The organism is Eubacterium sp. F2 (assembly GCF_046244355.1).
Classification (GTDB): domain Bacteria; phylum Bacillota; class Clostridia; order Peptostreptococcales; family Anaerovoracaceae; genus Aminicella.
Genome location: NZ_CP176393.1, coordinates 1,209,352 through 1,233,167, shown reverse-complemented (window position 1 = coordinate 1,233,167; position 23,816 = coordinate 1,209,352). Strand labels below are relative to the sequence as shown.

The window sequence follows — 23,816 nt, the reverse complement described above, 5'->3', positions numbered from 1 at the left end:
ATTTCAGTACTTCCGCATACCCAGAAGGCCAGCGGGTACCTTCTCTTTTGGTTTCAGGCATTTTACACCTCCACACAAACACAATACGATAAAATATATAACTCCACTAAACGAAAATCTGTATATCAAATCTTTATGAAATTTAAAAGATTTGAAAATGATTTAAAATTAGAACGCGATGCACCTGTGTTCTTATTTCGTCGTGACTTGATTATATCATTTATCTATCACAATTGTAAATATGTAGAGTGCATATTTTTTGTGTATTTCTCTTATGTTTATGCATAACCGACTATTTATTTTTTTACATTATATGCTTCTGCAATTCTGTATATCACTGCTATATCGCGGATAATGACACTTAGAACAGAGTACAGTGTTGCCTATATGTTTTATGCTGTATCATGCATATTTATTCACATTGTCAATTATACGTCAAAGCCATGGTATCATCGGACATGCGCCATTTTTCACCCATTACATTTTATTTCTGCAATGTATGAAATATCCCCTTTTTACCTATCATTTCGACGCGAAATATTTCTTGTATAAAAACGATAATTTTCTTTTCCGTACAATATGATTGCATATTACTCATCAAATCAAAATAATACATTTTCAAAAATAACGCAGATCAGGAAATAATTTTTCCTGATCTGCGTGAAAATATGTTTGTGTGGAGTTTAACAACTTTTTACACGGCTCGTGTATATTTTGCGAGCCATTCTTTTTCTTCCGTTTCCAGAAGCGGAGCGATGACTTCATATACCTTTTTATGGTAATCATTCAGCATTTTCTTCTGCTCCTCTGTCATCAGATCCGGATTGATGGCATCCAGATCCATCGGAATCAGGGTCAGCGGCTCAAAGCTCATGAACTGTCCGTCACCATTGCATGCATCCTTACGGACCAGCAGCTCATTTTCCAGTCTGACACCATGGGATCCTTCAATATAGATTCCCGGCTCATCGGTAATGACCATACCTTCTTCAAACACTGCAGTATCTCCCTTGCGGTATCTCCAGCGGAAGCTTGCCGGACTTTCATGAATGTTCAGCAGGTAGCCGATTCCATGTCCGGTTCCGTGATTGAAGTTCATGCGGCGGTCCCAGAACGGTTTTCTCGCATAGGTATCCAGAGGAATTCCTGTGCATCCGTACGGGAACACTGCGTTAGCCAGGGACAGATTGCTGACTGCGACAAGGGTGAAATCTTCTTTCATCTTATCCGTAACCGGTCCCAGGACATACGTTCTGGTGACGTCAGTCGATCCCTCGTAGAATCCTGCGCCTGTATCGGTCAGCAGCATTCCCTCCGGTTTCAGTTCAACGTCGGTCTCCGGGGTCGGCGCGTAGTGCACGATCGCAGCATGCGGCCCGTAAGATGAAATCGGCTCAAAGCTCGGCCTGATGAAGTTTCCCATTTCTTTTCTGAACTCATCCAGCTTGTCGGAAGCGCTGATCTCAGTAATCTTCATCTTTCCGACGTTTTCTTTCAGCCACTTCATGAAGCGGATGTGCGCGATACTGTCTTTGATCTCCGCCTTGCGGATATTTTCAATCTCAACGGGATTCTTAACAGTTTTAAATTCCATTTCCGGATTCATGCACTCAATCGTCTTTACAGCATCCGGCAGATTACTGTACAGTGCATAGTTCATCTTGGACGGATCCATCATGATGACTTCATCTTCACCGGTCTTCTTGATATCCTCGTAGATGTCGTTGTACGGATGCAGAACGACACCGACCGATTCCAGACCTTGTTTAATCTCATCGGAGAGTTTTCTCTCATCAATATATAAATGGTACTCTTCCTGCGTCATAATAGCATACGATAAAATCATCGGGAAGAATTCAATATCATCGCCGCGGATGTTCAGTGTCCAGCAGATATCATCCAGTGTCGTCACGACGTGCTGTGTTGCGCCGGCTTCCGCCATTTTCTTACGGACATCTTTTATCTTTTCCGCAGCGCTTTTTCCTGTATACTGCAGATCCAGGCAGAATGCCGGTTTTTCTGAAAGCGGCGGACGGTCTTCCCAGATCTCATCAATCAGGTCGACGGAATAATTGACCTGACCATGATGCATCTCTGCAATCTGCTGGTACTCCTGACCCTCGCTGACGGAGACTACGCGTCCGTCAAAACCGATCGTCTCGCCGTCTTTTACAGCCTCTCTCAGATAATCCGGGAGCGTCGGAACATCCGGCTCGCCCATCTTCATCAGCTGAACGGTCGTTCCCTCAAGCTGCTTTCCAGCCTGAATAAAATACCGGCCGTCTGTCCACAGTCTTGCATCATTCATGGAAATCAGCGCCGTTCCCGCAGAACCGGTAAATCCGGTAATAAACGCGCGGGCTTTGAAATGCTCTCCCACATACTCCGTCTGATGGAAGTCAGCTGTCGGCACTACATAGTAATCAATATTATTCTGCGCCATCTTTTCTCTGAGCGCAGCTAATCTTTCCGGAACAGTCACGATATACTCCTTTCTGTCCACATCGGCCCCTAGGCCGCTTTTTCCTTTGTCTGGTTCTTTGAATCGCTGTTTTTATCCTTGACCAGCGATGTCAGCTTGTTATCCATCGCAAACAGCACAACCGTGCAGAAGAACGCAACGATGGCGATGCCGATGCAGGCATGGGAGAACTGGAATCTTCCGCCAAATACGAATTCATAGACATATCCGTACAGCTTTGCTGCTGCAAAAATTCCCAGTCCCCAGACACTTCCCAGAATGGCAAGCATGCGGCTCGGCGCATACTCAGCGATAAATGCATTTCCAAGCGGTGAGAAGAACATTTCTCCCAGTGTCAGGAACGCCATGAAAATGAGCAGGAACAGTACAGACGGTTTGCTGCTGCCTCTGGCAACATCCAAAATGGCAAAGTAGATGTATCCGAGTCCGATAAAGGAAAGACCAAATGCAAGTTTCTTAAACAAACTCATATCTCCCTGCGGACGTCTGGACAATCTCTGCCAGAGTGTCGCTGTGATCGGTCCCAGAATGACGCAGTAGAGTGAGTTCACAGAATCAATCCATGCGGTCGGAATATGGAATCCGCCGATGGTCCAGTTCAGGTTATCTGTCCAGTGGTAGTAAATCGGCAGGAATGCCAGGTACCAGAAGATCCAGAAGACGATCTGGAACGCGGAAATCAGGATGACTGCCCAGATACGTTTCTTCTCAATCGGAGTAAGCTTTTCTTTATATTCACCCTTATTCTTTGCTCTTTCTTCAGCTTCGCGAGCCAGCTCTTCTGCAGTCTTTTCTTTCTTAAACGGTTTCTTACCGGCATCTCCGCCTTTCAACCAGATTCCGACAGTAAACCAGATGCCTCCGGCAAGCATGACGATAGCCGCCATACGGAAGCAAGGACGGAATCCGAGCACATCTCCATGCGCAAAGACATGTTCATACAGAATTCCTGCGACAAACGGCCCAATAAACGCGCCTATATTAACTAAAGAATAGCGAATAGAATACGCGGAATTCAGCAGCTCTGGCTTAACGATTCTTCCGATCATCGCTCCGGTCTTGAAGAATCCAAGTCCCAGCGCTACGCAGAAAATCATAACGTAAATCAATTTTGAAGACTGCGCAATAGATCCGCAGAAATAACCGAACGCAATAATCAGTGCGCCGATCGGTGTGGTATAGCGTGCGCCGACGACACGGTCAACAAATACACTTCCGAGCATACCTGCGAGATAGGAATACGCGGTCAGGTCAGCCTGCATTTTTGCTGCGGTGGTATCCGAAAGTCCCAGTCCTCCGTGCGCGATCGTGGCTGCGACAAACAGCAGGATCAGCGAACGTCCGAGATAGAACGACAGTCGCTCAAAAATTTCTGTACATCCGCAGACCCAAAAGGCAATCGGGTACTTTCTGCCTTGTGTTTCTTGCATGTTAAACCTCCAGTTTTCATTTTGCATTACATACTTCTATTTCTTTACTTCAACGCGTTAAAGACAGAAAGAACTAAATATTATAAACATACGCTTTGTACGTTCATTGCTTCTGACACAACGATATGGTATCATATCCAGTACATGAAACGCAACCTGTTTTTTATGTATTATTCAGATACTTGTGTTGATTTCGTTTTTCGTTTATTTTTCTTAACACGATTATTTATTTCTCCATCTATCAATCAATAGTCTCATCTTAAAAAATATCTCGTTTAATTTTCAGACTTTTATTACGCATATATATTCGCATGTGCGCATGCCGTCCTCTGGTTTATACTATGTTCTAAACCGCGTTCTAATTAATTGTAAAAAAAACACCAAGACTGCGTTCTAGCAGTCTTGGTGAATAATCATGCACAAAATAACGTGCAGGTTTACAGCTTGCTCATCAAATAATCGGTGAACTCTGCTCCGGTCGCACCGTCCTTATGTCCGGTGATGACGACCTTCTTTTCCTTCTCACAGCACTCATCCAGTGCCTGATCCAGCTTCTCTGACTCTTTATCATAGCCAATGTGAGAAAGCATCATAGCTGTTGCCTTGATCAGGCTGGCAGGGTTAGCGTACTGGCCTCTTCCCTCTTCAATCATGCGGTCGGCGCTGCCGTGAACGGCCTCAAACATAGCGTACTGATCGCCCAGATTGGAACTTCCTGCCGTGCCGACTCCTCCCTGAATTTCTGCAGCCTCATCGGTGATGATGTCACCGTACAGGTTCGGAAGAACGAATACCTGGAAGTCTTTTCTTCTGGTTTCATCCAGCAGCTTGGCGGTCATGATGTCGATGTACCAGTCCTGAAGCTTCAGTGTCGGATATTTCATCGCTACTTCATGGCAGATTCTGGAGAAGTTTCCGTCGGATTTCTTCAGGATATTGGCCTTGGTGACGATATTGACGTTCGTCTTTCCGTTTGCAACTGCGTAATCATAGGCAGCTTTCGCAATGCGGCGTGTTCCCGGCTCTGTGATTACTTTAAAGTCGATGGAGAGTTTTCCCGGAACCTCAATTCCGCGGCTTCCTACCGCATACAGGTCCTCGGTATTCTCTCTGAAGAAGATCCAGTCAATGCCTTTTTCCGGAACCTGAACAGGGCGTACATTCGCGTACAGATCCAGTTCTCTTCTCAGGGCAACATTAGCGCTTTCCAGTGTACCGCCCTTCGGTGTCGTTGTCGGCCCCTTCAGCAGAACATCGCATTTTTTAATCTCCTCCAGAACATCATCCGGAACGGCTTTCTTCTGGGCCAGACGGTTTTCAATCGTCAATCCGTCGATCTGTTTCAGAACGACCTTTCCTTCCTCAATCGGTCCGCTGAGAAGATGTTTCAGCACACGGACTGCCTGCTCGGAAATGCTTGGTCCGATACCGTCTCCCGGGCAGATGCCGATAGTGACAACCGGCAGATTGCGGAAATCTTTCTTATTTTTTGCTGCCTCTTCCATACGCATGACGCGGCCGAGCTGTTCTGTCAGCAGTGTGCGGAACTGGCCGCACACATCACTTACAACTGTCATCTCATTAATTTCCTTTAAACTCATGTTAATCAGCTCCTTCAGTCCGCCGCCCTGTTCAGCAGCTCTCTTGTCTCTTTCACTTGTCATATTCCTTGTCTCCTTGCCGCTTTGATTTTTGTCTAAGCGTTCTGTGCAGCGACCATGCGGAGGAGGCCTCCGTCCTTAATCATGGTCTTCTGACGTTCGGTGAACTGGCCCACAAGAGGAATTTCCCCGCCGGTAGTCAGGTCCTTCAGTGTGAAGGATCCGGATTCCAGTCCTTCCAGAACGCCGCTGATCTCGAGCTTGTCGCCCTGGGTCAGCTTCTCGTAGTCCGCAGGATTCTTAAAGGTCAGCGGAAGAATTCCCGCGTTGATCAGGTTCGCGGCATGAATGCGGGCAAAACTCTTGGCAATGACTGCGCGTACGCCCAGGTAGAGCGGAACGAGCGCAGCGTGCTCACGGGACGAACCCTGGCCGTAGTTCTCGCCGCCGACGATGATTCCTCTGCCTGCCTTCTTCGCACGCTCCGGGAAGGTCGGATCGACAACTTCGAAGCAGTACTGGGACAGGTGCGGAATGTTGGAACGGTACGGCAGAATCTTGGAACCGGCCGGCATGATATGGTCGGTCGTGATATTATCTTCTACCTTCAGAATCAGCTCGGCATCAAGCGTTTCTTTCGCCGGCTCTCCCAGCGGACATTCCTTGATGTTCGGTCCCTTGAGGATCTTCACGTCTGCAGCCTTGTCTGCCGGTGCCGGATCGATAACAGCGGTATCGTTGATCTTGAAGGATTCCGGCATACTGATCTCCGGCATCTCGCCAAGGAGTCTCGGATCGGTGATTTCTCCGGTCAGTGCAGCGGCAACGGCCGTCTCCGGAGATACAAGGAATACTTTTGCGTCCTTGGTTCCGCTTCTTCCCAGGAAATTACGGTTGAAGGTACGCAGAGAAACGCCGCCGGAGTTCGGGGAGAATCCCATTCCGATGCAAGGGCCGCAGGCACATTCCAGAACTCTTGCGCCGGATGCGATGATGTCAGACAGTGCGCCGCAGTCTGCCAGCATGGTCAGAACCTGCTTGGATCCCGGTGAAATGGAGAGGCTGACGGACGGATCGATGACCTTTCCCTTAAGGAGAGCCGCAACCTTCAGCATATCGAACAGGGATGAGTTGGTGCAGGAACCGATGCAGACCTGATCAACCTTGGTTCCCTTCAGAGAAGCAACGGTCTTTACCGCGTCCGGGCTGTGCGGGCAGGCAATCATAGGCTCCAGCTTATCCAGATCGATGTCGATGACCTTATCGTACTCCGCATCCGGATCACTTGCCAGCGGCGTGTAATCTTCTTCTCTTCCCTCTGCTTTCAGGAATTCGTGGGTAACCTCATCGGACGGGAAGATGGATGTGGTCGCGCCGAGCTCCGTTCCCATGTTGGTGATGGTCGCACGCTCCGGAACAGACAGCTGCTTAATTCCAGGGCCGCCCCACTCTACGATGTATCCGACACCGCCCTTTACAGACAAAATGCGAAGGATTTCAAGAGAGATATCCTTGGCAGTGACAAATGGCTGAAGGGTTCCGGTCAGGTTGACTTTAATCATCTTCGGCATGTTGATGTAGTAAGCACCGCCGCCCATGGCAACGGCTACATCCAGTCCGCCGGCTCCCATGGCCAGCATTCCGATTCCGCCGCCGGTCGGGGTGTGGCTGTCAGAGCCGATCAGAGTCTTTCCCGGCTTTCCAAAACGCTCCAGATGAACCTGGTGGCAGATGCCGTTTCCCGGACGGGAGAATTTCAGTCCGTGCTTATAGGCCATGGACTGAATGAATCTGTGGTCATCTGCATTCATAAAACCGGACTGCAGGGTGTTATGGTCGACATAGGCAACGGAGAGTTCTGTCTTTACGCGGGGAATTCCCATCGCCTCAAACTCCAGATATGCCATCGTTCCTGTTGCATCCTGGGTCAGGGTCTGGTCGATTTTCAGGCCGATTTCCTTTCCCGGAATCATTTCTCCCTTTACCAGATGATTTTTTATGATTTTCTGTGCAATGGTCAGTCCCATTATTCCTCTCCTTCCACAATACCTGCAGCCTGTTTGCGCTCTTCCTCTTTTTTCTTTGTCAGAATTTCGTAGCTCTGCAGAACGCCCTTATAGGCGTGTTCGATATGCATCTGCATCAGTGTCTCGACCTTATCGCCGTCATGGTCGGCCAGAGCGTCCATGATCTGATGGTGCTCCGCGATGGATTCCACAAGACGTTTTTCCGTCTGCTCCAGGGATGCCTTTCTGTAACGCATCAGCTTGTGGTGCAGCGGCTGCAGAATTCTTTTCAGCACGCGGCTCTTGCTGGCAACGTACAGAAGATCATGGAATTCAGTATCCAGGTCTCTGACCTTGTCGGTGTCATTTTTCTGTGCGTAGAATTCCTGTTTTTCGATGATTTCCTTCATGTCAGCAAGCTGTTCATCCGTGATATGCTCTGCTGCTCTTCTGGTGGCCAGAACCTCTACACGGCGCTTGACCTCATAAATGTCGCTGACGTCATCGAAGGTCATGCCCAGAACAACCGTGCCGTTCGTGGATTCTTCAATCAGGTCTTCTGCCATCAGCCGGTTCAGCGCTTCTCTGATCGGGGTGCGGCTGACGCCCAGTTCTGCGGTCAGTCTCTTTTCACTGATGATTTCTCCTCTGGCATAGGTGCCGTTCAGGATATTGTGCTCCAGCTGGTCGAAAACCCGGTCAGCCAGAGAGATTGTCTTATATTCCATTTTCACTGTTTTTTCTCCTTGGTTGATTCGCTTTTGTCTATTTCTGAAATGGGTGCTCGCCCCAGTGTTTCTTTACCTGTTTCTCCAGCTCGCCGGTGGACAGTGCAGTGGTTCTTCCGTCTGCGTACTGTTCATCAACCCATTTCTTGATTTCATGGATTTTCGGATCGTCTTTCTCGATCTCGCGGTCCTTCGAAAGGCCGTAGTGCTCATTAATCCAGTAAGCAATTCCGGCATTGCCACTAGTCTTGCTGACGACAACTCCAGGCTTTCTGTTCAGCAGCTTCTTGGTGTTGAAGATGTTGTAAATTTCCTCATCTTTCAGCAGGCCGTCTGCGTGAATGCCCGCGCGGGTGACGTTGAAGTCCTCGCCGACAAAAGGCTGCATCGGCGGAATATCGTAATGCAGTTCGTCCCTGTAATAGCGTGCGATTTCCGTAATGACTGTCGGATCCATACCGTCCATGGAACCTCTCAGCGATGCGTATTCAAATACCATTGCCTCCAGCGGAATGTTACCGGTACGCTCGCCGATTCCCAGCAGTGTGCAGTTGACGGCACATGCGCCATACAGCCATGCGGTTGCTGCGTTTGGCACCGCCTTATAGAAATCGTTATGACCGTGCCACTCCAGCATCTCGCTCGGAACACCGGCGTAATGCTGCAGACCGTAAATGATGCCCGGCACACTTCTCGGCAGCGCAACTTCTGAATACGGTATACCGTATCCCATCGTGTCGCAGGCGCGGATCTTGACCGGAATGCCCGCCTCATCAGAAAGCTTCATGATCTCCGTGATGAACGGCAGTACAAATCCGTAGAAGTCTGCTCTGGTGATGTCCTCCAGGTGGCAGCGCGGAATCAGTCCGGCATCGAAAGCAGAGCGGATTGTTTCCAGGTAGTAATCCACAGCCTGGCGGCGCGTCATCTTCATTTTATGGAAGATGTGATAATCACTGCAGGATACCAGAATTCCCGTTTCCTTGATTCCCAGATCCTTTACCAGCTGAAAGTCCTTCTTGGACGCACGGATCCAGGTCGTGATCTCCGGGAACTTATAGCCCAGCTCCATACACTTTTCCAGCGCTTCCCTGTCCTTCTTCGTATACACAAAAAACTCCGACTGGCGGATAATTCCATATGGTCCGCCCAGCCGGGCCATCATCTTATACAGATCAACAATCTGCTTTACCGTATACGGCTCTCTGGACTGCTGACCGTCACGAAAAGTCGTGTCCGTAATCCAAATGTCTTCCGGCATATTCATCGGAACGCGGCGATGGTTGAACGCAACTTTAGGCACGTTGTCGTAGTCATAAATATCGCGGTAAAGATTCGGCTTTTTCACATCCTGCAGGGTGTACTTGTAACTTGCCTGCTCAAGTAAATGTGTCTTTTTAGATTGTTCCAGCATGTAATCACCTCTTCCGTTATTTTCGTATTTACGTATACAAGTATATGGCCAGCAGAGCATTCTGTCAATGAAATGCACCCGATTTTACAAGTATTTATTTTGTACAACGGATATTTATTCACTGTCGTTGTTATTAACGCATAAATATCCATGGATTATTTGTTATTTTTATAACATTTTCGACAAAAACCACCTGCCAAGGGGTTAATTCCTTGTGTGACACATACAAGCGTGTATACAGTATCCCGACTCCAGCCGATGCCTGTGCCGTCCACCAGCTGGCGAAATACAGCCGGATGCATTATAAAATCAAAGGATTTTTGTATACACACATACAACATTTTGGTTCATTATATGTCATATGTTGATGGCTCCGAAGGTCAAGTCCTAAAAGTGGTGCAAATTGAAGATTTCATAACAAAAGCCTGGCCAATCATTATCTGCATTGGAGGGTGTAAAGTATTAGTGGGAGTTTAGAAACTGGAAAAGGGATCTCCAAGTGCTAAGATAAAAGTGAAGAAATTACATCTATGCACTCGAAAGGAGATCCCTATGCCATCTATTATACATGAAATTGCAGCTGAATTCCTGGAAAATATTCTGGAAACACTAAAACCTCACGAAGGAATGAATTGGGAGGAAACCAGCGCAAAACTCATGAAGTACTGCAGGGAAACAACCGCCAGGTTCATTCGTGCGGCAGCAGAGGGATTTGATCAGGAATTGAGGAATGACAAAGCTGGCCGGAAACAACTCGGACTCACGATCAAAGCCAGAGGCAGGAAACGGACAATTTATACAGAATTTGGGACGATCGGGATCGAACGGAGCTATTACTATGACAAGAACAGCGGGAAGCACCGGTTTCTTCTGGATGAGATTCTTGGACTGCCAAAGTATGAACGTGTTGACCGGGTCGTAGGAAAGAAGCTGGCTGAAAATGCAGCCTGTGTATCCTATGCGAAGAGTTCTGAGATCGTGACGGGAGGTGAACTGAGCAGACAAACGGTAAGGAACTGTATCATGAAGGTGAATGTTCCAGAGACCGCAGTACCAGAGGTGAAGCGAAAGGTCAGTGTGCTCCATGTTTTTGCTGACGAGGATCACGTGCACATGCAGAAAGCAGGAAAGAAGCCCGGAAAACGGAGCAGAATCGTGCCACTGGTGACAGTGACAGAAGGAATCCGGATGATCGGCACCCATCGGAATGCGACGGTAGAGCCGGTAAGCTTCGTCGATGAAGAGTTCAATACCAGACGTCTGTGGAAGACGGTAGAGGGATTTATCGAGAAGAAATATGACATGGATGTGCTGGAGAAAATCGTGCTGCATGGAGACGGCGGGAACTGGATCCGGAATGGTCTGGACGATTTTTGTCATGTAGTTCACGTTATGGATGGTTTTCATTTCCAGAAGGCCCTTCGGTCACTGGCAGTCAGGTTTCCAAAGAGAAGAGTGAAGAAAGTGATCATGGATGCTGTGAAGGGAAATGATCAAAGCAGAGCTGACCGGTGCATACAGGAACTGCTGGATGACGCGAAGGAAGACAAGGAGCTGACAGAAAAAGTCAACGGATTCGGTGTCTATCTGAATGGGAACTGGAAGCCAATCGTGAATCGTTTCAAGAAGGATATGCCGGGAAGCTGTACAGAAGGACTGGTTAGTCATATTCTGTCGAAACGGTTCAGTCGTGAGCCGCAGGGATGGAGCGATGAAGGGCTCGGAAGACTGAGTGACATCAGAGTGTATCTGATCAATGGCGGTGAACTGAAGGCGAGTGATCTGCAGAAAAAAGAGCCTGAGAATATTCTCCGGGAGAAGTACGCTGAATATGCGGACCGTGTCATCCAGCATGCGGAAAAAGAACTGCATGACTGGAGTATTTTTGACGGAGAGCCTATTGTCATGGACGGAGCTTCCGGAACTCAGATGCTGATCAAGAGCTGTGGAGCAGTAAGAGAACTGCTAAGCTGATTGAACGTGAGACTGTAATGCAGCCTGATGCCTGGACTTCTGAGCGCCTCGCTGCCAGACGATCGACGGCCTGAATCCGGGGAAGGAAACAGCTGTGTGGAATGGAACCGTTCCGGGCATGAAATGCACGGAAACGGTGACAGGACACACAGGGCGTACCGAGGACGGGTCCGAAGGTACGCAGCCCGGAGAAGGCCGGCGGAGTCGGAAGCGTGAGCATGCGCGAAGGGAGCCGGGAGGCGTTCCAGGCACAGGCTGCGTACAGCTCACAAAACAACTTGGAGATCTGTCAACAAAAACTCCCACTAGCTCTTGACACCATCTCTGCATTGATTGGCGTTGACTTAATTTTAAAAATTCGATATTCTTATTCATATGCAAATGTTATTTAAGTTTCATGAAAGAGGAGGAAATTATGAGTTTAAAAAAATGTCCTGAATGTGGCGGCTCTGTTTCTGATAAAGCTGTTGCATGTCCTCATTGCGGAGCACCACTCTCCACTAAAGTCGATGACGTTGAAAGAGAAGAAAAATCTGCTGTAGACAACGTACACTACGATCAAAATGATCACCAAATTCAACCCAAAAATGAGCCTGCTTCCACTAAGCCTCAGATGAAAAAAACAGGTTCTAAGAAAAGAAAAAGGATCATTAGCTTAATTATCTTAATCGTCATAATCGGAGCTATTATTGGATATTCGCGTTATGAAAAGGAAATCGAATATTACAACACTGCGATCAACTATTATAATACTACAACTGCATGTGGTGACAATCTCTATAAACTGGCTGAGAAATATGTGGATCACTGGTATGATCCCGGTGATAGTATTAATAACTACACAGAAGGAGATGGTGCAGCATTATATAGCAAAATGATAAAGAGCTATAAAAAGTCACAAAAAATATATGCAACTTTATCTGATTACCCTGAGAAATACGCCAAGCTTCACAATCAAATACAAACGACAAATAAAAGTTTAAATGCCTTGTACAGCCAAATTACATATTTCCCTACAATGAGTGAGGACACATTCGAAAATCGAGCCTCAAGTAAATTCAATACGTTGGATTCTGATTTAAAAGATTTGAACACCACTTTAAGTTCAAACTGATCCCCTAATAATCTCATAGAAAAACTAATTATAGTATGGCATAAAAGCAACGGTGTATAAGTGTAAAAGCCACAATACACACGTTGCTTTTTAATAATTCTATTAAAATCCGCGAACAAAAATGTCGACTACTATATTGTTACATTCTTTCACCCATCACCCGGTCCAAGATCAGCGGCTCTTTCTCCGGCGCCTTATTACCAATCGTATAGGCTGCTTCCAGTTTTTCCACACCTTCGATCAGCTTGCGTTTGGAACCGGCGTAAACCACAGCGAGTTCATCCTTCACACTGACTTTGTCGCCGACTTTCTTCCGAAGCAGGATTCCGGCACTCGGGTCGATTTCCTGATCCAGGGATTCACGGCCGGCACCGGTGCTGCGGGAAGCCTGCCCGACCAGATGGGCATCCAGATCCTGCACATAGCCGCTGGTTTTCGCCGTGACAGACTGATGGAACTTTGCCTGCGGGAACTGGTGGTCCGGATCGTCTATTACCGATGGATCGCCTCCCTGTGCGGTTACAAGCGCCCGGAACTTATCCAGCGCGGCACCGCTGGCCAGGGCGCCATGTGCCATCATCGGCCCTTCCTCAAGCGACCGGACACGCCCGCCCAGGTAAATCATAATCCCGGCAAGCTGCTCGCAGAGCTCCACCAGGTCGTCCGGCCCATTTCCTTTCAGCGTATCAATAGCCTCCTTTACTTCCAGCGCGTTTCCGACCGCGTAACCCAGCGGCTGATCCATATTAGTGATCAGGCAGCAGGTCCGCCGGCCGGCATTTTCGCCGATCCGGCACATCAGCTCCGCCAGCTCACGTGCGTCTTTCTGCCTCTTCATGAAGGCGCCCTTTCCGGTTTTGACATCCAGAACGATGGATTCATTACCGGCTGCAAGCTTCTTACTCATAATACTGGAGGCGATCAGACTCATATTTTCCACCGTCCCAGTCACATCACGGAGCGCGTAGATTTTTTTATCCGCCGGCGTAATATTACCCGTCTGGCCCGTCAACGCTATTCCAATCTGCTGCACCTGTTCCAAGAACTCCTCTTCCGTCAGTGACGTGCGGAATCCCGGGATAGATTCCAGCTTGTCAATGGTTCCGCCGGTGAATCCGAGGCCCCGTCCGCTCATCTTTGCCACCGGCACCAGGCAGGCCGATACCATAGGCAGAACGATCAGCGTCGTCTTATCCCCGACACCGCCGGTAGAATGCTTATCCACCGTATGGCCCCTCACACTGCTCAGGTCGATCGTATCTCCGGAATCCTTCATCGCGTCCGTCAGCTCGAAGGTTTCCTCATCCGTCAGTTCATTCAGATACATCGCCATCAGCAGCGCCGATGCCTGATAATCCGGAATCGAGCCATTCGTGAATCCCTTCACGAAATAGCGGATTTCCTCCCGGTTCAGTTCATCCCCATCCCGTTTTTTCTCAATAATGTCAATTATATCCATGATGATACCCCTCTTTGAGTAATCCTCTGATTTTCAATAGCATCGTTTAATTACGATTCATTTACCCTTTCAGCACCTCGCTCAGGAAGCTCTTTCCGTGCGCCAGCGGCGCCGTCCTCAGGTATTCGGCCGCGGTCTGCCCCAGATCGGCAAAGGTCATGCGGGTCCCAATGTCGACCCCTTGCTTTATTTTTTGTCCGTAAAGCAGGACTGGCACGTACTCTCTGGTATGGTCGGTGCCTGCATGAATCGGGTCATTGCCGTGGTCGGCGGTCAGAATCAGAATGTCGTCTTCACACATTGCGGCCTGGATCTCCGGAATTCTGCGGTCGAAAGCCATGATGGCCTCGCCGTAGCCCTTTGGATTTCTGCGGTGGCCGTAGAGGGAGTCGAAGTCGACCAGATTGGTGAAAATCAGCCCGTCTTCCACCGTTTTCTCCGCCTTGATGGTGCAGTCCACGCCGTTTTCATTTCCAGTGGTGTGAACAGATGTCGTAATTCCCTGTCCGTTGAAAATATCGTGGATTTTTCCGACGGCGTATACGGTCTGGCCGGTTTCTTTCACGTGGTCCAGCAGAGTCCGCCCGCTCGGAGACACGGAATAATCCCTGCGGTCGCTGGTGCGGATGCGCTTTCCATCCTTGATGATGTAAGGTCTCGCGATGACTCTGCCGCAGGCCCAGCCGCCGACCAGCATGCTTCTGGCAGTTTCGCAGATTTTATACAGCTTCTCCAGAGGAATGACGTCGGTGTTTGCGGCGATCTGGAAAACACTGTCCGCACTCGTGTATACAATCGGCTTTCCCGTGGATTCGTGCTCCGGTCCGAGTTCCTCGATGATCACCGTTCCGGATGCCGGCTTGTTTCCGATGACTTCCATGCCGATCGCCTTCTGGAATTTCTCGATGAACGCTTTCGGAAAGCCCTGTGGGTAGGTCTTGAACGGAATATCCGTCTCCAGGCCTGCGATTTCCCAGTGACCGGTGATGGTGTCCTTGCCCTTGGAGCGTTCTCTCATACGGCCATAGGCGCCGGTGATTTTCTCATTCGGCAAAGTCAGCCCGCAAGCTTCACAGCCGCTGATGTTTCCCATACCGAGTTTCTGAAGATTCGGGATGGAAAATCCCGGGGTTCCCTGCTGTGCGTGCAGAAGAGTATGGGAGCCAAGATCACCATACTGCTCTGCATCCGGTTCTTCTCCGATTCCAAGACTGTCCATGACAATCAGTATTACTCGTCTGCTCATCTCGTCCTTCCTTTCTGTTTCCTTCATTCTGTAAAATTCAATTTTCTGTTCCTCTTTTGCTCTGCGGCGGAACAAGGCTGAAGGTTCAATATATTCAACAGCCCGGCTGCATGGCCGGAAGGTGTTCACGCAGATTTTCAGCGGAGCTTCACCAGGCAGCATTTTACGCTGTCCAGGGAAACCAGCTTGTAGTGTACACCATTAAAGTACCCGCGGATGCCGCGGCGGAAATTTTCACTTCCGTGAAGATGGCCGTAGATGCAGGTCGTGACGCCGGCTTCTGACATTCTTCTGGTAAATTCTGACTCTTGGAATTTATCATTTGTCGGCGGATAATGGAGGGCCGCGATGATATCCGAAGCGCCTGCCTTTACGGCTTCATCCAGGGAAAAACTCAGACGCATCGCCTCCCGGTCATAGATCTTGCGGTCATGCTGGGTGAAATCATCGCTTCCCGGGCAGATCCAGCCGCGGGTGCCGCAGATCCAGGTTTCCGTTCCCGGCACGTGATAAGCGTGGTTCTGCAGGAACAGCATATCATCGTAGAGTTTGTTCAGCTTTCCAATCGAAGTCCACCAGAGATCATGGTTTCCCTTGGTCAGAACCTTGAATCCGGGAAGATTGTGGATCCACTCCAGATCTGCCATGGCTTCATCAAGCTTGAGGCCCCAGGAAATATCTCCCGGGATGATCACCGTGTCTTCCGGACGGACGGTCTTCAGCCAGTTTTCCCGTACTCTTCTGGGATGATCAGACCAGGAGTCGCCAAAAATATCCATCGGTTTTTCGATCCGCTCATCCATGGATAAGTGTAAATCTCCAATCGCGTATATACTCATTACCTTTCCTCTTCATCATCCGTATGAAGGATTTTTTCTGCTTCCCCTTCATCCAGCCTTCCGACCTGATCCAGTGTTTTCCGGACGGCGCGGGTTCTCACGCCCACCAGGCGGTTCAGGCGCTCATTGACCTGGTCGATGTTTTTCTGTGCCCGCAGAAGTTCATCCTCAAATTTGGCAAATTCTGTCTTTACGGCGGCCAGGGTTTCCCAGACCTGACTGGACCTTTCCTGAATCGCCAGGGTCTTGAAGCCCATCTGCAGGCTGTTCAGAAGCGCTGCCATGGTGGTCGGCCCGGCGATGCTCACCTTATATTCCCGCTGCAGGGTTTCCGCCATGCCCAGGCGCAGCGCCTCGGCGTAAAGTCCTTCCGATGGAAGGAACAGAATGCCGAAATCCGTTGTCCGAGGCGGCGCAATATACTTTTCGCGGATGTCTTTTGCCTCATTTTTCATCGTGCGGATCAGCTGATTCTTTGCGCTCTTTACGGCATCTGCATCACCGGATTCATAGGCATCCGTCAGCTGCAGATAACTGTCCGCCGGAAACTTACTGTCAATCGGGAGCCAGACCGGATGGTCACCGTTTCCCGGAAGTTTCACCGCAAATTCGACGAATTCTCTTCCCGTTCCCTTCGTGTTAACGTTCGTCTCATACTGTTCCGGCGCCAGAATATCGTCCAGAATCGCTCCCAGCTGGATTTCTCCCAGATTTCCTCTGGTCTTGACGTTGGAGAGAACCTTTTTCAGATCGCCCACGCCCCGGGCCAGATTCTGCATTTCACCAAGTCCCCGGCTGACCTGTTCCAGCTGTCTGTTCACCAGCTGAAAAGACTGTCCGATACGTTCTTCCAGCGTTTTCTGCAGTTTCTCGTCAACCGTCTGCCGCATCTGGTCCAGATGTTTGGAATTTTCCCGGTTCATCTGGGTCATCTGCTCGTTCAGACTGGCATTAATCGTAGACAGCTGCTGGGCCATCATGTTCCTGATGTTGTCCAGTTTCTGCTCATTCGTCATTTCCAGGACACGAAATTTTTTATCCAGCTCTTCCAGCCGCTCATTCTGCAGATCCGAGGCATCACGCATGTTCCTCCAGATGCCTTCGCTGTAGGAATGAAAGGCGTCCCGGACTGCCTGGTCGGTTTCCTGGGGGCAGCGGTCTAGGTCGCGCCGCATCTGTTCCGTTTTCAGAAGGACCAGAATGGAGACAGCCGCTGCTGCCAGAGCCAGTAGCATAATTATGATTGTCATTTTCTTTCTCTTCTCAATGCATCTGTCCCCCTGGCCGGGTAATTTTTGTCCCGAAAGGAGGATGTAAATCGCTTCTTTCCTAATGTAAAGTATAACACAGGAATACGTCCAGTCCAAATCATGCCGGATCCTCTACATATTCTTCACAATTCCGTCCTATAATACTCGGGATGTATACGAAATACATCCAAGAAATGCACAGCAGAAAGGATGAACGCTGTAATGTCAGATAATACCAATTCACTGCTCCGATCGAGCCTCCAGAACATCCGCCAGGAGAAGTTTCTGCAGAAGAAGACCCTGCTGAAAATCCTGATCTTTCTCGCGGTGATTCTGGTCGTCTGGACGGGAATGCATAACGATTACTTCCTTTATCACAAGATCATCGCCAATGTCACTTCCACCCGGCAGACCTACATCAAGACCCAGACAGGCAGCGACGGAAGCTACGAATATGATGAAAAACTGTACCGCCAGCAGATCACGGCGGTCATCAAGAACGGAAAATATAAGGGACAGACGGTCCATCTCAGCAGCGAATACAGTCAGTCCCAGGTTTACGACACAAAATACAACAAGGGCGACAGCATCTTCATCGACACCCTGCGTCACAGCTCGTCGGGCCTGAAAGCCAATGTGGTCAGTGTCAAGCGCGACTACCTGATTGTCACGATTCTTGCCGCGCTGTTCGGCCTCTTCCTGCTGGTGGGCGGAAGGCTCGGCATCCTGACGATTTTCAGCCTGGTACTGAATATGGCTGCCTTCTACTGGGTTCTGGTTCTGTACACGAAAGGCCACAATATTCTGTTTATGACCATACCGATGACGGTCTTCTTCACGATCATGCTCCTCTTCTTCATGCTGGGAAAGAATGAAAAAACGCTGATCGCCTCGATTGCAACGCTCGTCACAGTGGGCGCGGTGACCCTGCTCTCCGCTGTGGTCATGCGATTCTCCGGGCGTATCGACTTCGATTTCATGGAATACCTGAGTCAGCCGTATTCCCAGGGCACGGCCAACCTGATCTTCCTCTCCGAAGTGCTGGTCGGCGGCCTCGGCGCAGTCATGGATGTGGTCGTCACCATGGTCATGACCGTCAGTGAAATCGTCCAGACCGGCGAGCACGTCACCAGAAGGAGCCTGATCCGCTCCTGCAGAAGCGTAGGCGATGATCTGGTCGGCACCATGATCAATCTGATGTTCCTGACCAACATCGCGTCCTGCATCCCGGCATTTATCCTGTACATGCGCAACGGAATCCACTTTTCCAGCATCCTGCACTACAACGTGTTCTTTGAGCTGGCGCGATTCCTGACCGGAAGCATCGGAACCGTTCTGGCCATCCCGGCTGCCGCATTCATCGCCATCGGCTGGTATGAACGCCGGCACATGATCGAACGGGATCCTTCGACAAAAAACAAAACGCGCAAGAAGACCCCTGTATTAATAACCAGAAAAACTGACAATGGACAGAAAGGAGATGAATAATCATGATGCTGATCATTTTAACGGTTGTTCTCTTTCTTCTGATCTTTACGATCTGCGGAGACAAAGGCAGCAAATCGATTGTATCCACCGCCATCAACGCCCTGGCTATGGTCGGCACGCTCTTTCTGATTTACCGGAATTTCAATCCGCTCCTGGTGATTTTCCTGACCAGCGTTCTGATCACTGCCATTACCCTGTTTTACCAGAACGAACTCAACGTGAAATCTGTCGCATCCTTCATTTCTGTTGTAGTGACGGTGCTGGCGCTCCTGGGTCTGATCTTCTTTATGGCGCACAAGGCCAACGCACAGGGTTTCAACGCCGAGCAGTATGAAATCACGGACTCCAACGGCTACACCAGAAACGTCCACATCAGCATGCTGCAGCTGCAGATCGCCACGATGATCATCGCGCTCCTGGGAACGGTCATCGACACCGCCGTTGCCGTGACCGCCTCCGCCTACGAGATTTATCAGAACAACAGCTCGCTTTCCCTGCAGGAACTGTTCCGCTCTTCCTTCCAGGTCAGCAAGGCAGTTATGAGCACGTCGATTCACACGATCTTCTATGTCTATATCGCGGAATACATGACCCTTCTGATGCAGTATATTTCCGATTACCATTTCAGCTACATCATCAACAGCCAGTCCCTGGCCAGCGAGTTCATCAGCGTGTCCATCAGCGGAATCGGCTGCTGCCTCGTCGTACCGATTGCGACGATCATCGGAGCAGCCATGATTCAGGCTGCCGGGAAAGGAAACGGGCAGAAAGACCTGCAGAAAAACGCGCTGAACAAAGAAACTGCAGCGGAAACTGCGGAAAAATAATTTCCTTCTCAGCTTCTGCCAGCAGAAGCTGATCGAGTATCTTCTCGGCAAGATGCTTGAGCGCTTTCTCGCGGTCACCTGCAATTAGTTCTAGTAATTCTGCTCTTTCCATAGTGAGATTGATTTGTGCCATGTTGGTTCCTCCTTGGTGTTTGTTTTAGCGCTGTACATTATATCAGGAGCCAGCATGGCTTTCCTTATGAAATTTTCAAGTTACACCATTATACGGACTTAATGGTTATAATCTCAGACATGTTAAGATTTCAGGGATGTTTTAATTCAGAGATGTTAAACTCCAGGGATGTTAAAGCACCGGGCTGGGTCCTTGTAAAATGAAACTGCCGATCCCGGCGGATCGAGTATACTGTATACTCGCATTTCATCTCATCGTCTCATATGCACCTTTTATGCAGTTATAATTTCAAGTTTCCGGTACTGATTTCCATTTATTTTGGTAAAAAATCTCCGAAATCACAGACTTTACCAAGTATACAATATTATTTGTGTAAAACTAATCGAAATCGCTGTTTTTTACCAACTACCTACAATCACTGACGGTTGATTGGCTTATGAGAAGGTAAAATAATTACTATTTCCTACTTATGCAATCACGCAATACTCTGTATTTTAGTGACTGATACCATTTTCGATTTGCCCGCACAACGGTAATACAGAGTTCTTATTCATTTACACGCATAATTATTAATCGCGGCTTTTTCCAACTGATCCAATTTCATAATTGTACTTGTGTAAGAACAATATTTGGGAGAGAACCATGATTAATATCGTTTCTTCCCAAAACGTTTTCTCCATTGGTATAAAAATGTAATTATCGCGGTTTTTACCAACGATTTTTCCAGGGCTGCGGTCTGTTTAATCCAGAAAATGACTCAGTCCTGTATTCTGAAGCGCAGCCTAAGGAAAAAATAACCAGAGCAGATATGACGATCGTCGAGAGCACGCTGCACGGCAATGGAGAGCAGCCGTGCGCGTCCTATAAGTTCTCGACGTATCCATAAAGTACCCAAAAACTGCCGCTTTATTAATCTGACAAATCTCCGTTACTGAGCAGTTCCAGTTTTACTTTCCCTCTTAGGGCAGCGGTCAATTGAATTATGCAGGGTCACCGGGCGCTCCTGCTGGCAACAGCAGGAGTTCCCGGTGACCGTCGCTGCTTAATGTCCTGAAATGCTGAATTCATGCATTCTTTCTTGCCAACTGTCCGCCTTACTGTCTTGAAATCTTCTCTTCCCCTCTGTAGCGGATGGCCTTATAAATCTGAATGATCACGGTCGGCAGGAAGGCCAGCAGCCAGACCCATCCGAGGAGATGCGGATTCAGTCCGGATGTGCCGAATGCGCTGTGCAGGGCCGGAATCAGCAGGATGCAGTGAAGCAGTCCGGCGCCCAGAACAAAGGCTCCGATCGTATACATATTGCTGAATACGCCCAGCTTGAAGATGCTCTCTCTTCCTCTGCAGTTGAAGCCGTGCCAGAGACGGGCAAGACATAGTGTCGCAAAGGCCATGGTGCATCCGGTTGTCGCGTTGAAGCTGACTTCCGGCATCATGGAAGAAATCGCCGGGATTTTTCCAAGGCCGATCAGGAAGGATACGGCAACGGCGATGGCAATCAGAATTCCCGTTCCGGATACCACACGCTGCGTTTCCTTATTCAGTACAGAATCGTCTCTGGAACGCGGTTTATCGTGAATCAGTTCCGGATTGGACGGCTCCATGCTGATGGCCAGAGCCGGAAGGCTGTCCGTAATCAGGTTGATAAACAGCAGCTGCACCGCAGTAAACGGAGCGGACAGGCCGGCAAGCGATGCGAACAGCACGTCTAGAATCGCCGCTGCGTTTCCGGAGAGCAGGTAAGTAATCGCGTTCTTGATGTTGTTATAGATATTTCTTCCGTTCAGCACGGACTTGATGATGGTCGCGAAGTTATCATCCGTCAGAATCATCGCCGCGGAATCTTTTGCGACTTCCGTTCCGGTGATTCCCATGGCGACACCGACATCTGCAGCCTTCAGGGCCGGTCCGTCATTGACGCCGTCACCGGTCATGGCAACAATCTTTCCCTTTTTCTGCCACGCATTGACGATCCGGATCTTATTGCTCGGGGATACACGGGCATACACACTGATGTGCTCCAGCTTCTCATCCAGCTCTTCATCGCTCATGGCATCGATTTCCGGTCCGGTAAAGGCCAGGTCGCCCTCATGCATAATGCCGATCCGCTTTGCGATGGCTGAAGCGGTAACCTTATGATCTCCAGTGATCATGATCGGCTTGATTCCGGCCGCGATACAGTCGGCGACCGCCTTCTTCGACTCCTCACGCGGTGGATCCACCTCGGCGAGCAGGCCGATGTACTCGAGATCAAACTCATCTGCGACAGTCAGCTTCCTGTTTTCCGGAATCGTCTTCATCGCAAATCCCAGAACACGCAGGCCTTCCGAAGACAGCTTCATGTTCTCTTTTCTGACCGCGTCGATTTCTTCATCCGTCAGATTGACCGTACGGTCCATGATAACGTCGATCGCACCCTTGATAAACATGACGTACTCACCGTTCACCTTATGCAGCGTGCTCATCAGCTTTCTGTCCGAGTCAAAAGGCACTTCAGCAAGGCGCGGATGGTCATTCAGCACCTTGTCCAGCGCTTCTTCTCCGCGTTCCTTAATATAGTAGTCAAAGTAAGCTGTTTCCGTCGGATCTCCAGTCAGCTTCCCGTCCACCCTCTTGGTGTCGTTACAGAGTACAGACGCCATCATCATTTCATTTTCCACGTCTTCTCTTGCATCCGCATATTCCACGGTCATCCGGTTCTGGGTCAGCGTTCCGGTCTTATCCGAACAGATGACCGATACACAGCCCAGTCCTTCTACCGCATTCAGATCCTTCACGATCGCATTCTGCTCCGCCATGCGGGACGTTCCGATGGCCAGCGAAATCGTGATGATGGAAGACAGCGCTTCCGGAATCGCCGCTACCGCAAGTGCGACGGCAAAAAGCAAAGCATCAAGGATATGCATGCCTCTGTACATGCTCAGCAGAAAGACAACTGCACAGATTGCCATGATCGCAATGGACAGCTTTTTGCTGAACTGATCCATGGTTACCTGCAGCGGAGTCTTTTTTTCTGATGTGTCATTCATCAGCTCCGCAATCTGTCCAAGCTCGGTTTCCTTTCCAACGGCTGTAATGACTGCCGTTGCGCGGCCGTATGTGACCAGGGATCCGGAGAAGACCATATTCTTCTGGTCACCCAGGGCAACGGTTTCCTCGTCGATCACCTTCGCGTGTTTCTCCACGCTCATGGATTCGCCGGTCAGGGTGCTCTCATCCGTTTTCAGGGAGAAAGATTCAATGATTCTTCCGTCCCCCGGGACGATATCACCGGCTTCCAGCGTGATGATATCTCCGCAGACCAGGTCTGCCGCGTCAATGATGTGCGGCGTTCCCTCGCGGATGACTTTGGCTTCCGGCGAAGACAGCTTCTTCAACCCTTCCAGCGACTTCTGCGCTTTAAAGTACTGCACCGTTCCCAGAATAGCATTCATGATCAGCACCAGGAAAATAACCACGGTGCTGGATACACTTCCCGTCAGCATGGAAACGATCGCCGCAACGATCAGGATAACGACCAGAAGGTCCTTAAACTGATCCGCGAAAACCTGAAGAAAACTTTTCTTCTTCGTTTCCCTGAGCCGGTTGGCACCAAACTCTTCCCGGTTCTTGTCTGCCTGCGCGTCAGAGATGCCCTCTTTTCCGGAATGGAAATACTGCATCGCCTGCTCTGCAGACTGGTTGTAAAATGTCTGTTTCTTTTTTTCCATCGGATTCTCCTTTTCGATGACAGGGGAAGCTGCAGATCTGTTCATCTGCACCCTTTCAAGTCCTTTACAGCCTCCTGAACGCCTTTGTTTCAAGATAACAAAAAAGACTTTCAAG

At 49.3% G+C, this 23,816-nt stretch carries 15 protein-coding genes; 4 read left to right on the top strand and 11 right to left on the bottom strand.

Going from position 1 to position 23,816, the window contains the following annotated elements; genetic code table 11:
* Positions 1 to 694: 694 nt before the first annotated feature.
* The 6 genes from ACI77B_RS05120 to ACI77B_RS05095 all read right to left on the bottom strand — a co-directional run bounded on the left by ACI77B_RS05120 (position 695) and on the right by ACI77B_RS05095 (position 9,661).
* Positions 695 to 2,482 carry an aminopeptidase P family N-terminal domain-containing protein gene (locus ACI77B_RS05120; RefSeq protein WP_409337696.1) on the bottom strand — a complete coding sequence of 596 codons (1,788 nt, stop codon included), beginning with the start codon at positions 2,480 to 2,482 and terminating at the stop codon, positions 695 to 697.
* A gap of 29 nt (positions 2,483 to 2,511) precedes the next feature.
* Positions 2,512 to 3,912: a peptide MFS transporter gene (locus tag ACI77B_RS05115; protein ID WP_409335837.1), complete on the bottom strand. Its 1,401-nt coding sequence runs from the start codon at positions 3,910 to 3,912 to the stop codon at positions 2,512 to 2,514.
* A 437-nt stretch (positions 3,913 to 4,349) separates the two neighbouring features.
* Positions 4,350 to 5,576 (bottom strand): isocitrate/isopropylmalate family dehydrogenase, encoded by a 1,227-nt coding sequence (locus ACI77B_RS05110; RefSeq protein WP_409335836.1) that lies wholly within the window; start codon positions 5,574 to 5,576, stop codon positions 4,350 to 4,352.
* A gap of 32 nt (positions 5,577 to 5,608) precedes the next feature.
* Entirely contained in the window at positions 5,609 to 7,540 is a 1,932-nt protein-coding gene (locus ACI77B_RS05105) for an aconitate hydratase (RefSeq protein WP_409335835.1), read from the bottom strand.
* Positions 7,540 to 8,247 carry a GntR family transcriptional regulator gene (locus ACI77B_RS05100; protein WP_409335834.1) on the bottom strand — a complete coding sequence of 236 codons (708 nt, stop codon included), beginning with the start codon at positions 8,245 to 8,247 and terminating at the stop codon, positions 7,540 to 7,542. Before ACI77B_RS05100 ends, ACI77B_RS05105 begins: the two co-directional genes overlap by 1 nt.
* A gap of 37 nt (positions 8,248 to 8,284) precedes the next feature.
* The gene (locus tag ACI77B_RS05095; protein ID WP_409335833.1) at positions 8,285 to 9,661 is read right to left on the bottom strand and encodes a 2-isopropylmalate synthase; all 1,377 of its coding nucleotides are present in this window, start codon (positions 9,659 to 9,661) and stop codon (positions 8,285 to 8,287) included.
* A gap of 552 nt (positions 9,662 to 10,213) precedes the next feature.
* Between ACI77B_RS05095 and ACI77B_RS05090 the strand changes: the two genes are divergently transcribed.
* Together ACI77B_RS05090 and ACI77B_RS05085 are read left to right on the top strand one after the other, a co-directional pair.
* The gene (locus tag ACI77B_RS05090) at positions 10,214 to 11,635 is read left to right on the top strand and encodes an ISLre2 family transposase (protein ID WP_409335832.1); all 1,422 of its coding nucleotides are present in this window, start codon (positions 10,214 to 10,216) and stop codon (positions 11,633 to 11,635) included.
* A gap of 415 nt (positions 11,636 to 12,050) precedes the next feature.
* Positions 12,051 to 12,749 carry a zinc ribbon domain-containing protein gene (locus ACI77B_RS05085; protein WP_409335831.1) on the top strand — a complete coding sequence of 233 codons (699 nt, stop codon included), beginning with the start codon at positions 12,051 to 12,053 and terminating at the stop codon, positions 12,747 to 12,749.
* A 139-nt stretch (positions 12,750 to 12,888) separates the two neighbouring features.
* Here ACI77B_RS05085 and ACI77B_RS05080 read toward each other — a convergent pair whose 3' ends face one another.
* The 4 genes from ACI77B_RS05080 to ACI77B_RS05065 form a co-directional block, all read right to left on the bottom strand.
* Positions 12,889 to 14,208 carry a thymidine phosphorylase gene (locus tag ACI77B_RS05080; RefSeq protein ID WP_409335830.1) on the bottom strand — a complete coding sequence of 440 codons (1,320 nt, stop codon included), beginning with the start codon at positions 14,206 to 14,208 and terminating at the stop codon, positions 12,889 to 12,891.
* Between the two features lie 61 nt (positions 14,209 to 14,269).
* Positions 14,270 to 15,454: a phosphopentomutase gene (locus tag ACI77B_RS05075; RefSeq protein WP_409335829.1), complete on the bottom strand. Its 1,185-nt coding sequence runs from the start codon at positions 15,452 to 15,454 to the stop codon at positions 14,270 to 14,272.
* 137 nt (positions 15,455 to 15,591) lie between these two features.
* Positions 15,592 to 16,293 carry a metallophosphoesterase gene (locus tag ACI77B_RS05070; protein WP_409335828.1) on the bottom strand — a complete coding sequence of 234 codons (702 nt, stop codon included), beginning with the start codon at positions 16,291 to 16,293 and terminating at the stop codon, positions 15,592 to 15,594.
* Positions 16,293 to 17,543: a DNA recombination protein RmuC gene (locus ACI77B_RS05065; RefSeq protein ID WP_409335827.1), complete on the bottom strand. Its 1,251-nt coding sequence runs from the start codon at positions 17,541 to 17,543 to the stop codon at positions 16,293 to 16,295. The genes ACI77B_RS05070 and ACI77B_RS05065 overlap by 1 nt, the downstream gene beginning before the upstream one ends.
* A 222-nt stretch (positions 17,544 to 17,765) precedes the next feature.
* On the opposite strand from ACI77B_RS05065, the gene ACI77B_RS05060 reads away from it, so the two are divergent.
* Complete coding sequence (locus tag ACI77B_RS05060) at positions 17,766 to 19,031, top strand: YibE/F family protein (protein WP_409335826.1); 1,266 nt, start codon at positions 17,766 to 17,768, stop codon at positions 19,029 to 19,031.
* A gap of 2 nt (positions 19,032 to 19,033) precedes the next feature.
* Positions 19,034 to 19,858 carry a YibE/F family protein gene (locus tag ACI77B_RS05055; RefSeq protein ID WP_409335825.1) on the top strand — a complete coding sequence of 275 codons (825 nt, stop codon included), beginning with the start codon at positions 19,034 to 19,036 and terminating at the stop codon, positions 19,856 to 19,858.
* Positions 19,859 to 21,085: 1,227 nt separating this feature from the next.
* Here the strand turns inward: ACI77B_RS05055 and ACI77B_RS05050 are convergent.
* Entirely contained in the window at positions 21,086 to 23,701 is a 2,616-nt protein-coding gene (locus ACI77B_RS05050; RefSeq protein WP_409337670.1) for a cation-translocating P-type ATPase, read from the bottom strand.
* Positions 23,702 to 23,816 lie beyond the last annotated feature (115 nt).

What these genes read in the sequence shown, in the direction of transcription:
- ACI77B_RS05060 (WP_409335826.1), top strand. Translation starts at nt 17,766, where the DNA reads ATGTCAGATAATACCAATTCACTGCTCCGATCGAGCCTCCAGAACATC.
- ACI77B_RS05095 (WP_409335833.1), bottom strand. Translation starts at nt 9,661, where the DNA reads ATGCTGGAACAATCTAAAAAGACACATTTACTTGAGCAGGCAAGTTAC.
- ACI77B_RS05105 (WP_409335835.1), bottom strand. Translation starts at nt 7,540, where the DNA reads ATGGGACTGACCATTGCACAGAAAATCATAAAAAATCATCTGGTAAAG.
- ACI77B_RS05055 (WP_409335825.1), top strand. Translation starts at nt 19,034, where the DNA reads ATGATGCTGATCATTTTAACGGTTGTTCTCTTTCTTCTGATCTTTACG.
- ACI77B_RS05075 (WP_409335829.1), bottom strand. Translation starts at nt 15,454, where the DNA reads ATGAGCAGACGAGTAATACTGATTGTCATGGACAGTCTTGGAATCGGA.
- ACI77B_RS05085 (WP_409335831.1), top strand. Translation starts at nt 12,051, where the DNA reads ATGAGTTTAAAAAAATGTCCTGAATGTGGCGGCTCTGTTTCTGATAAA.
- ACI77B_RS05110 (WP_409335836.1), bottom strand. Translation starts at nt 5,576, where the DNA reads ATGACAAGTGAAAGAGACAAGAGAGCTGCTGAACAGGGCGGCGGACTG.
- ACI77B_RS05050 (WP_409337670.1), bottom strand. Translation starts at nt 23,701, where the DNA reads ATGGAAAAAAAGAAACAGACATTTTACAACCAGTCTGCAGAGCAGGCG.
- ACI77B_RS05065 (WP_409335827.1), bottom strand. Translation starts at nt 17,543, where the DNA reads ATGACAATCATAATTATGCTACTGGCTCTGGCAGCAGCGGCTGTCTCC.
- ACI77B_RS05100 (WP_409335834.1), bottom strand. Translation starts at nt 8,247, where the DNA reads ATGGAATATAAGACAATCTCTCTGGCTGACCGGGTTTTCGACCAGCTG.
- ACI77B_RS05090 (WP_409335832.1), top strand. Translation starts at nt 10,214, where the DNA reads ATGCCATCTATTATACATGAAATTGCAGCTGAATTCCTGGAAAATATT.
- ACI77B_RS05070 (WP_409335828.1), bottom strand. Translation starts at nt 16,293, where the DNA reads ATGAGTATATACGCGATTGGAGATTTACACTTATCCATGGATGAGCGG.
- ACI77B_RS05080 (WP_409335830.1), bottom strand. Translation starts at nt 14,208, where the DNA reads ATGGATATAATTGACATTATTGAGAAAAAACGGGATGGGGATGAACTG.
- ACI77B_RS05115 (WP_409335837.1), bottom strand. Translation starts at nt 3,912, where the DNA reads ATGCAAGAAACACAAGGCAGAAAGTACCCGATTGCCTTTTGGGTCTGC.